The sequence below is a fragment of the Streptomyces sp. NPDC006529 genome (genome assembly GCF_040611795.1).
Lineage (GTDB): Bacteria > Actinomycetota > Actinomycetes > Streptomycetales > Streptomycetaceae > Streptomyces.
Map to the genome: position 1 here is coordinate 44,490 of NZ_JBEXPB010000043.1, position 15,146 is coordinate 59,635.

The 15,146-nt window shown below is 74.3% G+C and carries 12 protein-coding genes; 3 read left to right on the top strand and 9 right to left on the bottom strand.

Annotation, left to right across the window (positions count from 1 at the left end; translation table 11 throughout):
- Positions 1-41: 41 nt before the first annotated feature.
- A complete protein-coding gene (locus ABZY31_RS25075; RefSeq protein ID WP_356414026.1) occupies positions 42-1,175 on the top strand; it encodes a ThiF family adenylyltransferase in 1,134 nt (377 codons plus the stop codon).
- Between the two features lie 44 nt (positions 1,176-1,219).
- Positions 1,220-2,548, top strand: coding sequence for an AarF/ABC1/UbiB kinase family protein (locus ABZY31_RS25080; protein WP_356414029.1), 1,329 nt, complete (start codon positions 1,220-1,222; stop codon positions 2,546-2,548).
- Positions 2,549-2,575: 27 nt separating this feature from the next.
- On the opposite strand, the gene ABZY31_RS25085 is transcribed toward ABZY31_RS25080, so the two are convergent.
- The 5 genes from ABZY31_RS25085 to ABZY31_RS25105 all read right to left on the bottom strand — a co-directional run bounded on the left by ABZY31_RS25085 (position 2,576) and on the right by ABZY31_RS25105 (position 6,488).
- Positions 2,576-2,782, bottom strand: a complete 207-nt coding sequence (locus ABZY31_RS25085) for a hypothetical protein (protein ID WP_356414032.1) — start codon at positions 2,780-2,782, stop codon at positions 2,576-2,578.
- 161 nt (positions 2,783-2,943) lie between these two features.
- A complete protein-coding gene (locus tag ABZY31_RS25090; protein WP_356414034.1) occupies positions 2,944-3,273 on the bottom strand; it encodes a hypothetical protein in 330 nt (109 codons plus the stop codon).
- A complete protein-coding gene (locus tag ABZY31_RS25095; protein WP_330332501.1) occupies positions 3,270-3,641 on the bottom strand; it encodes a WhiB family transcriptional regulator in 372 nt (123 codons plus the stop codon). The genes ABZY31_RS25090 and ABZY31_RS25095 overlap by 4 nt, the downstream gene beginning before the upstream one ends.
- A 178-nt stretch (positions 3,642-3,819) precedes the next feature.
- Entirely contained in the window at positions 3,820-4,152 is a 333-nt protein-coding gene (locus ABZY31_RS25100; RefSeq protein WP_356414037.1) for a hypothetical protein, read from the bottom strand.
- 167 nt (positions 4,153-4,319) lie between these two features.
- Positions 4,320-6,488: an ATP-dependent DNA helicase UvrD2 gene (locus ABZY31_RS25105; RefSeq protein ID WP_356414039.1), complete on the bottom strand. Its 2,169-nt coding sequence runs from the start codon at positions 6,486-6,488 to the stop codon at positions 4,320-4,322.
- A gap of 184 nt (positions 6,489-6,672) precedes the next feature.
- Here ABZY31_RS25105 and ABZY31_RS25110 point away from each other — a divergent pair, with 184 nt between their 5' ends.
- Positions 6,673-6,933, top strand: a complete 261-nt coding sequence (locus ABZY31_RS25110) for a mycoredoxin (protein ID WP_356414042.1) — start codon at positions 6,673-6,675, stop codon at positions 6,931-6,933.
- Between the two features lie 123 nt (positions 6,934-7,056).
- Here the strand turns inward: ABZY31_RS25110 and nudC are convergent, their stop codons facing one another.
- From nudC to ABZY31_RS25130, 4 genes are all read right to left on the bottom strand, one after another.
- Positions 7,057-7,956, bottom strand: coding sequence for an NAD(+) diphosphatase (nudC, locus tag ABZY31_RS25115; RefSeq protein WP_356414065.1), 900 nt, complete (start codon positions 7,954-7,956; stop codon positions 7,057-7,059).
- A 151-nt stretch (positions 7,957-8,107) separates the two neighbouring features.
- On the bottom strand, positions 8,108-9,520 hold the full coding sequence (locus ABZY31_RS25120; protein WP_356414045.1) for a dipeptidase: 1,413 nt from the start codon (positions 9,518-9,520) through the stop codon (positions 8,108-8,110).
- A 10-nt stretch (positions 9,521-9,530) separates the two neighbouring features.
- Positions 9,531-12,971, bottom strand: coding sequence for an ATP-dependent DNA helicase (locus tag ABZY31_RS25125; protein WP_356414048.1), 3,441 nt, complete (start codon positions 12,969-12,971; stop codon positions 9,531-9,533).
- A 110-nt stretch (positions 12,972-13,081) separates the two neighbouring features.
- The coding region (locus ABZY31_RS25130) for a PD-(D/E)XK nuclease family protein (RefSeq protein ID WP_356414051.1) at positions 13,082-15,146 on the bottom strand (2,065 nt) is incomplete at its 5' end.

The following is a 15,146-nucleotide window of genomic DNA, read 5'->3' on the forward strand; positions in this document are numbered from 1 at the left end:
TCGTGGCCGTTCCGTGGGGACTTGGGAAGAGGGGGAGGGCGATGTATCCGAAGGTGAAGCCCGCTTTGGCGCGGGCGTGGCGGGATCTGGAGACCGTGCAGTTCGGGGTGACGCCCGCGCACGCGGTGGTGTTCGGACCGTTGGACACGGCGACGGGGACCCTGCTCGACCGGCTCGACGGGACCCGGGGGATGGAGCTGCTGCGCAAGGAGGCCGCCGCCCTGGGGCTGCCGGACGGCCAGGTGGACGAGCTGGTGCGACGGCTGGCGCATGCGGGGGTGATCGATGACGCCACGGCCGGCGGGGCGCGGGCCCAGTCGTTGCTGCGGCGCCCGGAGGTGCTGGAGCGGCTGGGACCCGACCGGGGCTCGCTCTCCCTGGTGCGCCGGGAGCCCGGGGGCGATCTGCGCGGGCTCGCGGCGCGGCGGGCGGTACGGGTCCAGGTGCGGGGCAGCGGGCGGGTGGGCGCGCTGATCGCGGCGGTGCTGGCGGGGGCGGGGGTGGGCCGGGTCGAGGTGCTGGACGGCGGGCGGGTGGAGCCGGGGGACGTCGCGCCCGGCGGGCTCGGGCCGCAGAGCGTGGGCCGGCTGCGGGCGGAGGCGGCGGGGGCGCTGGTGCGGGCGTCCGCTCCCGGGAAGGCGCCGCGGGACCAGGAGCGGGAGGGGCCCGAGCCGGCGCTGGCGCTGGTGGTGGTCGCGCCGCGGGACGGACTCCAGGCGTGGGCCCCGGATCCGGACACCGCCGCGGACTGGGTGGCGGCGGGGATCCCGCATCTGTACGCCGGGGTGCTGGAGGGGACCGGGCTGGTGGGGCCGCTGGTGCTGCCGGGGAGCACCGGGTGCGCGGGGTGCATGGAGCGGGTGCGGGTGGAGCGGGACCGGGCGTGGGCGCGGATGCTGGTGCAGTGGCGGGGGGCTCACCGGCGCCGCGGCCCCGGGGCCTGTGACCTGGGGCTCGCCATGGCGGTGGCGGGGCTGGCCGCGGCGCACTCACTGGCCTTCCTCGACGGGGAGCTGCCCGCTTCGGCGGGGGCTCGGTGGGAGGCGGCGCTGCCCGGACTGCACTGGGAGCGGACGCGGGTGAGAGCGCATCCCGAGTGCGGGTGCGGGGCGGCGGGCGTGGGAGAGGGGGACTCCTCCGGCGCCCGAGAGGGACAGGACACAATGGCCGGGTAACCGCCGCCGCTCGCGGCACCGCTGTCTGGGAACTGGAGGGGCGCATGTCTGATCTTCCCCGGAAGGCGGTCACTCGTACCGTCAAGCTGGCCGCGCTTCCACTCGGCATAGCGGGCCGGGCCACCTGGGGGCTGGGGAAGCGGATCGGGGGCAAGTCGGCGGAGATCGTGGCGCGCGAGCTGCAGCAGCGCACCGCCGAGCAGCTCTTCCGCACCCTGGGCGAGCTGAAGGGCGGTGCGATGAAGTTCGGGCAGGCCATGTCGGTCTTCGAGGCGGCGCTGCCCGAAGAGGTCGCCGGGCCCTACCGGGCCGCGCTCACCAAGCTCCAAGAGGCCGCCCCGCCGCTGCCCGCCGCGCGGGTGCACCAGGTGCTGGCGGAGCGCCTCGGCCCGGACTGGCGGGAGCTGTTCGAGGAGTTCGAGGACAAGCCGGCGGCGGCCGCGTCGATCGGTCAGGTGCACCGGGCGGTGTGGCACGACGGGCGGCAGGTCGCGGTCAAGGTGCAGTACCCCGGGGCCGGGGAGGCGCTGCTCTCCGACCTCAAGCAGCTCGGCCGGTTCGCCGGACTCCTGGGGCCGCTGATTCCGGGCATGGACATCAAGCCGCTGATCACGGAGTTGCGCGACCGGGTGGCGGAGGAGCTGGACTACGAGCTGGAGGCGGAGGCCCAGCGGATCCACGCGGAGGCCTTCGCGGGCGATCCCGACGTGGTCGTGCCGGACGTCGTGCACCAGGGCGATGAGGTCCTGGTGACGGAGTGGATCGAGGGGACACCGCTGTCGGAGATCATCGCCGACGGCACCCAGGAGGAGCGCGACCGTGCCGGGCAGCTGCTGGCCCGGTTCCTCTTCTCCGGTCCCGCGCGCACGGGCCTGCTGCACGCCGACCCGCACCCGGGCAACTTCCGGCTGATGGAGGGTGCCGACGGCCGGCTCCGGCTGGGGGTCCTGGACTTCGGTACGGTCGACCGGCTGCCGGGCGGGCTGCCCACGCCGGTGGGCAGGTCCCTGCGGATGACCCTGGAAGACGATGCCGAGGGTGTCTACGGGCACCTGCGCGCCGAGGGCTTCGTGAAGGAGTCCATCGAGCTGGATCCGGACGCGGTGCTGGACTATCTGCGCCCGATCATCGAGCCGGCGAAGGCGGACGAGTTCACCTTCACCCGGACGTGGATGCGCAGTCAGGCGGCCCGGATCGCCGATCCGCGCTCCCCCGCGCACCAGTTGGGCCGCCAGATCAACCTTCCGCCGTCCTATCTGCTGATCCACCGGGTGACCCTGAGCACGATCGGGGTGCTGTGCCAGCTGGGGGCGACGGTGCGGTTGCGCGACGAACTGGAGGCCTGGCTCCCGGGATTCTTGCCGGAGTCCTGATCCGGGGCGGCCCGTCCGGGGCCGCGGTCACCACCAGGAGGAGTCGAGCCGGCCTTCGATCGCGCGGATGTTGGCCCGGGCGCAGTCGTGGCAGAAGTACTGCCTGCTGCCGTTCTCCTTGGAGCAGGTCCAGGTGGGTGGGGCACCCGCGGGCGGCCGCGCGCCGCAGCGGGCGCAGATGACGGGCGGGGCCTCGGGTCCCGGGGATGCGGGGCGGGGGGTCGGCTGGTCCACCTCCCGACGATACCGCCGCCCACCCCGGGCGGCGGTCGGGACGCACCGGGGGCCGCTTCCCACGCCCCGGGGGGCCGCTCCGTTCGGAGCGGCCCCCCGGGGGTCGGTCGGTGTCACTCCCGGACGTGCCGGGTGAGGACGTACTGGTCCATGACGGCCGTTCAGTTCATGACGGCCATGGCCAGTGCGCGACGGGCGCGCAGGGACACGCGCTCGGCTCGCCGCTGCATGCGGCGGGCGGCGACCACGCGCAGGGCGCGGCGTTCGCCTTCCACCTCACGCATGCGGTCGGCCATATGGGCACGGGCCAGGGCTTCTGGAATGAGTTGCATCTCGCGGGTCCTGTTCTGACGCGAGGTGTTCGCGCCGGTGGTGATGAAGTCTTCGATGGCGGAGCCGGACGGCTGCTCGCTCGTGTGCTGCGGGGTCATGAGGGCCTGCTTCAGGGGATCGCGCGTCAGGGGGCGGTCAATGGTTCCGGTGGTGTTCATGCAGCGACGACCGGGTTCTTGCGCGGGCGGCCGCGCGGCCGCTTGCGGGCGACGACGACACCCTGGACGAACAGCTCGCCACCCCAGACGCCCCAGGGCTCGCGGCGCTCGACCGCTCCGGCGAGGCAGGCCTCGACCAGCGGGCAGGTGCGGCAGAGCGACTTGGCGTACTCGACGTCGGCCGGGGACTCGGCGAAGAAGACCTCCGGGTCGTAGGTGCGGCAGGCAACGGGTACGCCGAGGTTTTCGATGGCGTCGTCGAGCGCGGTGAGCGCGGTGAGGGGAGTCAAGGTGGAGTCCTCCGGGACTGCGGGCGGGGAGATCGTCTGGGTCTGCGGTACGGACGGGGCGTGCGCTTCGAGTTGCACGGTGGTTTTTTCCTCGTCTTGTTCGTCAAGTCGTTCCGGCCGGTCGGCCGGAATCGGCTGGTACCTGTTGCCAGTCCCGAGGCCCTTCGCGCTGCCGTCCCCGGTCGGGGACAAACAAAAGGGCCGCGGATCCCGGGTGGGGTTCCGCGGCCCTGAAGGCGCCGGCCTGATCATGCGATCAGACTGGATCACTCCAGGGTTCGAGCCCACGGAAGGCCCACATCAGGTGGTGCTGCGTCGTCGTCTTCTTCTGGTGTCCGGCACCGGCCGCCGCCGCAAAGCCGCCATAGGCATGCGCCTTGGCCTGGCCAGCTGCTACTGCCACCGGTGCCTGCATCGGTCGTTCATTGCGCTCACTCACCACGGAGGTGATCAGGGCGACGGGGCTGACAGCGGCGATCGCGGACAGACCGGTACCCCGGACGGAGAGCGCAGAGGGGGCGAGAAGCAGGCAGGAGGAGGCGGAAGCCGAGCGATCGGTCAGTTTGGTGGTGGTCATCAACGTGGTCACGGGTTTCGCCTCCTCTCGGCGTCTCGGGGACCCGGCCCGAGGGCCTGTCCCATGCGTATTCGGATAAGTACAGCACGGATCCGGGGCTTCGGAGAAGCCACCGTTTCCGTTGCTAAGAACCTATGGGGCTTCGCAGGGCATGTGCAAACTATTTTTCCGACGAGTTTCTACGCGTCGTCAGCGGCACCGCTCCCGGGCTCCTCACCTGCGCAGATGGCCAGCACATCGGCTCCGTAGCGGTCGAGCTTGCGACCACCCACACCCGAGATCATCGACAGCTCGCCCGCCTCGGTCGGGACGGCCTCCGCGATCGCCATCAGCGTCTTGTCCGTGAAGACGCAGTAGGCGGGCTGGCCGAGCTCCTTCGCCTGGCCCGCGCGCCAGTCCCGCAGCCGTTCGTAGAGGCCCTCGTCCATGTCGGACGGGCAGTCCTCGCACCGCATCAGTTTCAGCTCGCCCGCCTCGGTCAGGGTCTTGCCGCAGACCCGGCACAGGACGGGCCCGCGGCGGCCCCGCTTGCGGGCCGCGCGCTCGGTGACGGCGCCCGCCGCCCGGCTCCCCGCGGCCGCGGAGCCCGGCCGCAGCCCGTTCAGGAAGCGGCTGGGCTTGCGGGAGGCCCGGCCGCCCGGAGCGCGCGAGAGGGACCAGGAGAGCGTCAGGTGCACCCGGGCCCGGGTGACGCCGACGTACAGCAGCCGGCGCTCCTCCTCCACCTGCTCGTCGGTCTTGGCGTAGGTGATCGGCATCACGCCGTCGGTGAGACCGACCAGGAAGACCGCGTCCCACTCCAGGCCCTTGGCGGCGTGCAGCGAGGCGAGGGTGACGCCCTGGACGGTCGGTGCGTGCTGGGCGGCCATCCGCTCGTCCAGCTCGACCGCGAGGTCGGCCAGGGTGGCCCCGGCCCGGCCGCGGGCGAAGTCCTCGGCGAGCCGGACCAGCGCGGCCAGGGATTCCCACTGGTCACGGACGGCCCCGGAGCCGGCGGGCGGCTCGGTGGTCCAGCCATTGGAGCTGAGCACGGCGCGGACCTGGGAGGCCAGCCCGACGGCGTCGTCGACCAGCGGGTCGTTCCCGCCGGAGCGCGCGGCGCCCTTGAGGGTGAGCATCGCCTTCTTGACCTCGGGGCGCTCGAAGAAGCGCTCAGCACCGCGCAGCTGGTAGGGCACGCCGGCGTCGGCCAGGGCCTGCTCGTACACCTCGGACTGGGCGTTGATGCGGTAGAGCACGGCGATCTCGCCCGCCGGGACGCCGGCGGCGATCAGGTCCCGGATCCGGCCCGCGACGCCCTCGGCCTCGGCGGGCTCGTCCGGGTACTCGGCGTAGACCGGGTCGGGGCCCGTCTCGCGCTGGGAGACCAGCTCCAGCCGGTGCTCGGCGGCCCGGCCGCGGGCCTGGTTCAGCAGGCCGTTGGCGAGGTGCACCACCTGGGGGGTGGAGCGGTAGTCGCGGACCAGCTTCACCAGGGTGGCCTGCGGGTACCGGGTGCGGAAGGAGAGCAGGTGGTCGGGGGTGGCGCCGGTGAAGGAGTAGATCGTCTGGCTGGCGTCGCCGACGACGCACAGGCTGTCGCGGTCGCCGAGCCACAGCTCCAGCAGGCGCTGCTGGAGGGGGCTGACGTCCTGGTACTCGTCGACCACGAAGTGCTGGTACTGGGTGCGGATCTGGTCGGCGATGTCGTGGCGGTCCTGCAGGATGCCGACGGTGAGCAGCAGCACGTCCTCGAAGTCGATCATCGACCGGTCGCGCTTGAGCTGTTCGTACGTGCCGTAGATCTGTGCGATTTCGGCCATGTCCCGGGGGGCCTCACGGCCCGTCTTGAGGGCGGCCGCGGGATAGTCGGCGGGGACGGTCTGGGTGACCTTCGCCCACTCGATCTCACCGGTGACATCGCGCAGCTCATTGCGGTCGAGCCGGATCCGGCAGCGCGCCCCGGCCTCGGCCACCAGCTGGATCTTGCGTTCGACCAGGCGCGGAACCTCGCCGCCGATGGCTTTCGGCCAGAAGTACTGGAGCTGGCGCAGGGCGGCGGAGTGGAAGGTGCGCGCCTGCACGCCGCCCGCGCCGAGGGTGCGCAGCCGCCCGCGCATCTCGCCCGCGGCGCGGTTGGTGAAGGTGACGGCCAGCACGCTCGCCGGCATCAGCTGGCCGGAACGCACCCCGTAGGCGATGCGGTGGGTGATGGCCCGCGTCTTGCCCGTGCCGGCGCCCGCCAGGACGCACACCGGCCCCTTGAGGGTCGTGGCGACCTCGCGCTGCTCCGGGTCCAGGCCCAGGAGCACCGCGTCGGCCGACTCCGGGTCGGCCGGGAAGGATGAGGAGTGCGTTGCTGCTGTCACCCCGCCATGCTGCCAGGTCCGCCGGGTCGGACGGGAAACGTGTCCACAGGCGGTGGGCACCGGTCGTACGAATGCGCCGCGCCACCTGGGGGCACCTGCCGGGAATGGGCGGGCGCCCTCGTACGTTCGAGTACTCGGACGTTCCAAGGCCTCCCGCCCCGACCCCCAGAGGAGAGTTCACGCCATGCAGGACAAGGGTTCCGTGACGATGTACAGCACCACGTGGTGCGGCTACTGCCGCCGGCTGAAGAGCCAGCTGGACCGGGAAGGCATCGCCTACACCGAGATCAACATCGAGCAGGACCCGGCGTCGGCCGCCTTCGTGGAGAAGGCCAACGGCGGCAACCAGACCGTCCCGACCCTCCTCGTCGTGGCACCCACGGGCACCGAGTCCGTGATGACGAACCCAAGCCTGGCCCAGGTCAAGCAGGCCCTCGCGGTCTGACGGCCCGGCGCCCGCCCGCTCCGCGCACCGCCCCCTCCGGCCCCGGCCGGCAGGGGGCGGCGGCATGCCGGGCCCCGACGGGGAAGGCCGCCTGAAAGGCGGGGCCGGGCCGGGCCCGGGGGGTCAGGGGGTCGGCTTGGGGAGGGGGGCGCCGTACCAGAGTTCGACCAGGCGGGCCGCGATGGAGATGCCCGCCGGGGGGAGCACCTCGCCGGTCTCGATGGCGCGGCGCAGGTCCTCGCGGGAGAACCAGCGGGCCTCCTGGATCTCCTCGCCGTCCACGGTGATCTCCGAGGTGAGCGCGCGGGCGGTGAAGCCCAGCATCAGGCTGTACGGGAAGGGCCAGGGCTGGCTGGCGACGTACTCGACCGCGCCGACCTTGACGCCCGCCTCCTCCCACACCTCGCGGATCACCGACTGCTCGATGGCCTCGCCCGGCTCCACGAAACCGGCCAGGGTCGAGAAGCGCCCCTCCGGCCAGTGCACCTGGCGGCCGAGCAGCGCGCGGTCCTGCGCGTCGGTGACCAGCATGATCACGGCCGGGTCGGTGCGCGGGTAGTGCTCCGCGCCGCAGCCCGGGCAGCGCCGGATGTGGCCCGCCGCTGCGACCACCGTGCGCTCGCCGCAGCGGGAGCAGAAGCGGTGCATCCGCTGCCAGTTCTCCAGGGCCACCGCGTGCACCATCAGGCCGGCGTCCCGCGGGGACAGCAGCGTGCCCGCCTCGCGCAGGCCGGCCGGGCGGGCCGACTGGTCCATGCGGCCGGGCAGCGAGTCCTTCTGGAGCGCGAAGTACCGTACGCCGTCCTCGCCGGTGCCCAGGAAGTAGCGGTGGGTCTCGGTGGCCGGGGCCTCGAAGGCCGGGGTCATGACGATCTCCGTGCCTCCGTCCGGGGTGTCGTCGATCAGCACCTGGCCGCCGGAGACCACGAAGACGCGGGTCGAGGGGTGGCTCCAGGCCGCCGCGAGCCAGGCCTCGTCGAGGCGGTGGTGCGCGGCGCGGTCGATGCCGCTGGGCGCGGTCAGCGAGACGGGCCGGTCGGCGGCCGGGCCGTCGGCGACGGCCGCGGCGGGCGCGGTCGCGGCGGGCCCGGTCGCGGTCGGCTCGGTCGCGGCGTGCTCGGTCGAGATGCTCACTGGTACTTCCAACTCCCCCGGAGTGGTGGGACGGACGGGATCAGACGGCGGTGGACGCGGGGTTCCAGGTCTCGGCGAGGTCGGACCACAGGTAGGCGGTCGTTTCGACGCCCTTGAGCAGCAGGTCCAGCTCCACCTTCTCGTTCGGCGCGTGCCAGCCGTCGGAGGGTACGGAGATCCCGAGGAAGAGCACGGGCGCGCCCAGCACGTCCTGGAGGTCCGCCGCCGGGCCCGAGCCCCCCTCGCGGGTGAAACGGATCTTCTCGCCGAACGCGCGCCCCATGGCTCGTACGACCGACCGCAGCGCGGGGTGGTCCAGCGGGGTCAGGCAGGGGCGGGTGGGGGCGCCGAAGACGATGGAGTGGCGGATCCCGGCGGGGATCCGGGCCGCGACCCAGTCCGTGACGGACTTCTCGACCTCGTACGGATCCTGCCCGGACACCAGCCGGAACGACAGCTTCAGCTGGGCGGAGGCGGGGACGATGGTCTTCCCGCCGGGCCCCTGGTAGCCGCCGCCGATGCCGTTGACCTCGGCCGTGGGGCGGGCCCAGACCCGCTCCAGGGTGGAGTACCCCGCCTCCCCCGCGGCCGCGTGGGACTTGGCCGTGCGCAGCCATTCGTCCTCGTCGAAGGGCAGTTCGGCGATCAGCGCGCGCTCGGCGTCCGTCAGGACGGCGACGTTGTCGTAGAACCCGGGGATGGTGACCCGCTCGTCGGCGTCGTGCAGCGCCGCCACCAGGCGGGCGGCCACGGTCGCCGGGTTGGGCACGGCGCCGCCGAAGGCCCCGGAGTGGATGTCCTGGTCCGGCCCGCTCAGCTCGATCTCGCAGTCGGCGATGCCGCGCATGCCGGTGCAGACGGTCGGCGTGGTCTCGGACCACATGCCGGTGTCGGAGACGATCACGACGTCCGCCGCGAGGCGGGCGGCCTCGGCCTCGACGAGGGCGCGGAAGTGCGTGGACCCGGACTCCTCCTCGCCCTCGATCAGCAGCTTGAGGTGGACGGCGGGCGCGGCGGCACCGGTCGCGGCCAGGTGCGCCCGCACGCCGAGGGTGTGGAAGAACACCTGGCCCTTGTCGTCGGCGGCGCCCCGCGCGTACATCCGGTTGTCCTTGACCACCGGCTCGAACGGCTCGGTGTGCCAGCCGTCGGCGAGCGCGGCGGGCTGTACGTCGTGGTGGCCGTAGACCAGGACGACCGGCGCGGCCGGGTCCTCGCTGGGCCACTCGGCGAAGACGGCGGGGGCGCCGGGGGTGGGCCAGACCTCGGCGACCGGGAAGCCGGTCTCCTTCAGCGCCGAGGCGAGCCAGTGCGCGCTGCGCTCCACGTCGTCCGCGTGCTCGGGCTGGGCCGAGACGGAGGGAATGCGCAGCCAGTCGGCGAGGTCGTCGAGGAAGGCGGCGCGGTGCGTGTCGATGTAGGCGCGGACGGCGCTGTCCGGGGTCTGGCTCATACCCACGAGCCTAACCTTCCCCCTGTGGGTCACCGTCCGCGACCGTTTCGCCTTGGAGGATCCGCTCAAGCCGGGCTCTGGACGGCAGGTTCGCGGGGCGGATCACGCGGCCGCTGCGGACGTGCAGGAAGGCGACGGTGATCCGGTCGAGCGGGGTGCCGGTGGCTTCCGCCCAGGCCAGGCGGTAGACGGCGAGCTGGAGCGGGTCCGCTTCGGCGGAGCGGCCGGTCTTCCAGTCGACGATCTCGAAGGAGCCGTCGTCATTGCGGTAGACGGCGTCGATCCGGCCGCGGATCACCCGGCCCGCCAGGGTGAACTGGACGGGCACCTCCATGCGGTACGGGGTGCGCTCGGCGTACGGACTGCGCTCGAAGGCCTCCTTCAACGCGTCCAGATCCCGCTCGTCGGCCACCTCCTGGTCGGAGCCGGGCAGCTCGGTGACGGGGTCCAGTACGTCGAGCAGCGGGAGCGGCAGGTTGTCGAACCGGGACTCCACCCAGGCGTGGAAGCGGGTGCCCTGGCGGGCGGCGGGCTGGGGGGGCTTGGGCATGGGGCGGGCGAGGTCGCGGACGAAGCCGTCCTCGTCGGCGGCCAGGCGGAGCAGTTGGCTCGCCGAGAGGGTGGGGGGCAGGACGACGTCGCGGACGGCGGCCCGCGAACGGCGCAGTTCGCCCTCCAGGGCGTCCAGGTCCCGGTCCCAGGAGGCCAGCGTGCGGGACTCCTCCGGAGTGGGGGCGGGGGTGGGGGTGGGTGCGGTTCCGGGTGCGGGGGGTGGGCCCTGCGGGGCTTCGGGGCTCCGCCCCGGACCCCGCGCCTCAAACGCCGGCGAGGCGGGATGTGGCTCGGCGGTCGGCGGGGCTGGATATGCCTCATCCTCGGGGTCGTCCGGCCAGGGGGCTTCTTCTTCGTCCGGCCAGGGGTAGTCGTCGTCCTCGGGCTCCGGGGGTGGAGGGGATGCCAGGTGGGCGGTGACGAGGGCGGCGGCGCGGCGGCGCAGGGCGAGGGAGGCCGGGTCCAGGGGGAGCGGCCAGGAGTGGTCCGGGGTGTCGCCGGTCGCCAGCGCGGGGTTCACGGCGTCCGGCTCGGGCTCCTCGGCCCATGCCTCGATCTCGCCGAACCCGGCCGCGCAGTGCTCGTACAGCGCCGTCAGGAAGGAGGAGGGGCCGCGGCGCTTCTTCTGGGTCGGGCCCCACCAGTGGCCGGAGGCCAGCAGCAGGGAGCGGGGGCGGGTGAAGGTGACGTACCCCAGGCGCAGCTCTTCGGTCGCCTGGTGGGTGCGCAGCTGTGCCTTGAAGTTCTTCAGCCCGGCGGCGGTCCACTCCGGGTCGGCCGGCAGCGTCTCGGCGTCCCCGCGCAGGGCGTGCGGGAGGACCTTGGCGTACGAGGTCCAGGACTCGCGGGCCCGTTCGCTCGGGAAGGCTCCCGCGTACAGCCCGGGCACCGCGACGACGTCCCACTCCAGGCCCTTGGACTTGTGGGCGGTCAGCACCTTCACGGTGTTCTCCCCGCCGGGCAGGGCGTGGTCGAGGCCCTTCTCGTACTGGGCGGCGGTGCGCAGGAAGGCGAGGAACGCGAGGAGCGTGGCCTCGCCGTCCAGGGCGGCGAAACCGGCCGCCACGTCCAGGAAGCCGGACAGGGTCTCCCGGCGGCGGGCCGCCAGCGCGTGCGGGGACGCGGACAGTTCGACGTCGAGGCCGGTGGCGGCCAGCACCCGGTGCAGGACGTCCATCAGCGGGTCGGACAGGGACCGGCGCAGGTCGCGCAGCTCCTGCGCGAGGTGGGCGAAGCGGACCCGGGCCTCGGCGGAGAAGGGCAGGCCGTCCTGCTGCGGGGAGTCGCCGAGGAAGGTCTCCAGCGCGTCCGCCAGCGAGACGATCTCCGCCGGGTCGACCCCCTCGACGGCCGCGGCGAGCCGGCGGTCGGGGTCGTCGCCCGCGGCCGGGGCGCGGGCCACCAGCAGCCGGGCCCGCCGGCCGAGCAGGGCCAGGTCACGGGCACCGATCCGCCAGCGGGGGCCGATCAGCAACCGGACGAGGGCGGCGTTGGCCCCCGGGTCCTGGAGGACCTCGCAGACGGAGACCAGGTCGGCGACCTCGGGCAGGTGCAGCAGCCCGGACAGGCCCACGACCTCGACGGGGACGTCCCGGGCCACGAGCGCGCCCTGGATCGCGGCGAAGTCACCGGCGGAGCGGCACAGGACGGCGATCTCCCCCGGTTCCTTGCCGGTGCGCACCAGGTGGGCGATCGAGTCGGCGAGCCACTCCAGTTCCTGGGCGTGGGTCTCCAGCAGCGCGCAGCGGACGAAGCCGTCGCGCTCGGCCCCCGGCGCCGGGCGCAGTGCCTCGACGCCCGCGTGCAGGGCGCGCAGGGGCGCGGCCAGACCGTTGGCCAGGTCGAGGAGGCGGCCGCCGCTGCGCCGGTTCTCGCTCAGGGAGAGGCGGTCGGCGGGGGCGCCGTCGGCGTGCGGGAAGTGCTCGGGGAAGTCGTCGAGGTTGGCGACGGACGCGCCGCGCCAGCCGTAGATCGCCTGGCAGGGGTCGCCGACGGCGGTCACGGCGTGCCCGGTGCCCCCGCCGAAGAGGCCGGACAGCAGCAGCCGCTGGGCGACCGAGGTGTCCTGGTACTCGTCGAGCAGGACGACGCGGAACTCCTCGCGCAGCAGGGCGCCGACCTCGGGCCGGGTCGTGGCCAGCTCCGCGGAGCGGGCTATCTGGTCGCTGAAGTCGAGGAGGTCGCGGGAGGCCTTGGCGGCGCGGTAGCGGCCGACCAGTTCCAGCAGTTCGAGGCGGCCGCGGGCGGCTTCGGGGACCTTGCGGAGGTCTTCGTTGCCGAGCTTCACCTCGGCGAGGGCGTCCAGGAGGGCGGTGTCGTACGCGCGCAGCTGCGCCGGGGTGACCAGGTGCTCGGACAGTTCGCTGTCCAGTGCGAGCAGGTCGCTGACCAGGTCGGGAAGCGATTTCGTCAGCGAGGGGTAGGGGCCGGGGGCCTCGCGCAGGACGCGGGCGGCGAGCTGGAAGCGGGTGGCGTCGGCCAGCAGCCGCGAGCTGGGCTCCAGGCCGATGCGCAGCCCGTGGTCCTTGAGGAGCTGCCCCGCGAAGGAGTGGTAGGTGGAGATCCGGGGTTCGCCCCCGGCGGTGTCGTCGGCCGGGGAGGGGTCGGGGTCGCTGATGCCGGCCCGCGCGAGGGCCGTCCGTACCCGCTCGGCCAGCTCGCCCGCGGCCTTGTTGGTGAAGGTCAGGCCGAGGACCTGCTCGGGCGCGACCGTGCCCGTGCCGACCAGCCAGACCACGCGCGCGGCCATCACCGTCGTCTTGCCGGAACCGGCGCCCGCGACGATCACCTGGGGGGCGGGCGGCGCGGTGACGCAGGCCAGCTGTTCGGGTGTGAAGGGGATGCCGAGGAGCTGCTTGAGCTGCTCGGGGTCGGTGAGGACGGGCTGGCGGGCGGACACGTGAAAAGGCTAGCGGCCCGCACCGACAGCCCCGACCGACCGGCGGCCGGGGCCCGGCGGCGGGAGCCCGGCGGCCGGCCTCCCGGCGGCAGTGGCCCCGGCGGCCGGCGTCACTCGACGGTCTGGCGGCCCTCGGGCCGGGCGCTGCACGCGGAGCGGAAGGAGCAGCGGCCGCAGTGGTCGCCGGCGGCCGGGGCGAACCGTTCGTCCAGCACCCGGCCCGCGGCGGTGGCCAGCAGGTCGCCGACCCAGTCCCCCGAGGGGCCGGCGCCGAGCGGCTGCTGGGCCTGCACCTTGGGCACCTCGTCGCCGCCGTCCTTCTTGGCCGCGCCCTGGCGGAGCTGGACGAGTTCGGCGCCGCCGGGCTCGGGGCGGCGGCCGTCGAAGACCTCGTCGAGGGCGCCCTCGCGCACGGCGAGCTGGTAGACGGCGAGCTGCGGGTGGCGGGCGACCTCGTCGCGGGTGGGGGTGGCCTTGCCGGTCTTGAAGTCGACGACGTACGCCCGGCCCTGCGGGTCGGTCTCGACGCGGTCCATGGAGCCGCGCACGCGGACCTCGTACGCGCCCGCCCCGAGGGTGACGTCGAAGTCGTGCTCGGTGGCCACGGAGGTGCGGCCGCCGCGGTCCGAGTTGTGCCAGCGGATGAAGCGCTCCAGGGCGGCCCGGGCGTTCTCCTTCTCCTGGCGGGACTTCCAGGGCGCGTCGAAGGCGAGCGCGTCCCACACCGAGTCGAGCCGTTCCATGAGGACGGCGAGGTCGGCGGGCGTACGTCCGGACGCGACCTCGTCGGCGAGGACGTGGACGACGTTGCCGAAGCCCTGGGCGGCGGTGGACGGGGCGTCCGCCTTGACCTCGCGCCCCAGGAACCACTGGAGGGAGCAGGTGTTGGCCAGCTGGTCCAGGGCGCTGCCGGACAGGGCGACGGGCCGGTCCCGGTCGCGCAGCGGGGCCGCGGCCCGGGTCGGTTCGTACAGGCCCCACCAGCGCTGCGGGTGCGCGGCCGGTACGAGCGGGCGGTCCTCGTCGTCGGTGAGCGCGGCGAGCCGGGCGAGGCGCCGGGCGGCGGCGTCGCGCAGCGCCTCGGAGGCGTCCGGGTCGACGGTGGTGGCGCGCAGCTCGGCGACCAGCGCGGGGACGGCGAGGGGGCGGCGGGGGCGGCCGGTGACGTCCTTGACCGGTACGCCGAGTTCGGTGAGGAAGCGGGAGGGCTGGTCGCCGTCCTCGGCGGGGGCCTTGACGGCGGTGACGACGAGGCGGTCGCGGGCGCGGGTGGCGGCGACGTAGAAGAGGCGGCGCTCCTCGGCGAGGAGGGCGCCGGGGGTCAGCGGTTCGGCGAGGCCGTCGCGGCCGATCCGGTCCGCCTCCAGGAGCGAGCCGCGGCGGCGCAGGTCGGGCCACAGGCCCTCCTGGACCCCGGCGACGACGACGAGGCCCCACTCCAGGCCCTTGGAGCGGTGCACGGTCATGAGCCGGACCGCCTCCGGGCGGGCGGCGCGGTGGCTGAGCGTGTCGGCCGCGATGTCCTCGGCCTCCAGCTGTTCGAGGAAGTTGAGCGCGCCGCGGCCGCCGGTACGTTCCTCCGCGCGGGCGGCGGTGTCGAAGAGGGCGCACACCGCGTCCAGGTCGCGGTCGGCGTTGCGGCCGGCGGCGCCGCCGCGGCGGGCGCCGCGCTCCAGCCGCTGCGGCCAGGGGGTGCCGTCCCAGAGGACCCACAGGGCCTCCTCGGCGGTGCCGCCGCCCTGGAGCAGCTCGCGGGCCTTGCGCAGGAGCGTGCCGAGGCGCTGGGCGCCGCGGGCGTACGCCGGGTCGTGGGCGACGAGCCGCTCGGGCTCGGCGAGGGCGCGGGCCAGCAGGACGTCGGAGGGTGCGGGCACCGCGATGCCCGCGGCCCGCTCCTCGTCGCGCAGGGCCCGGCCGAGGCGGCGCAGGTCGGTGGCGTCCATGCCGCCGAGGGGGGAGGTGAGCAGGGTCATGGCCGCCTCCACCCCGATCCACCCGGCGTCGGGGCCGGCGTCCGTGTCACCACCGCTCCCCTCGCCCGGCTCGGGCGCAGCCATCCCGGGCTCGGACGCGGCCATCTCCGGCTCAGGCGCAGCCACCCCGGGCTCGGGCGCGGCCATCTCCGGTTCGGGCGCAGCCATCTCCAGCCTCGCCGGCGGGGGTGTGGGGGGCGCC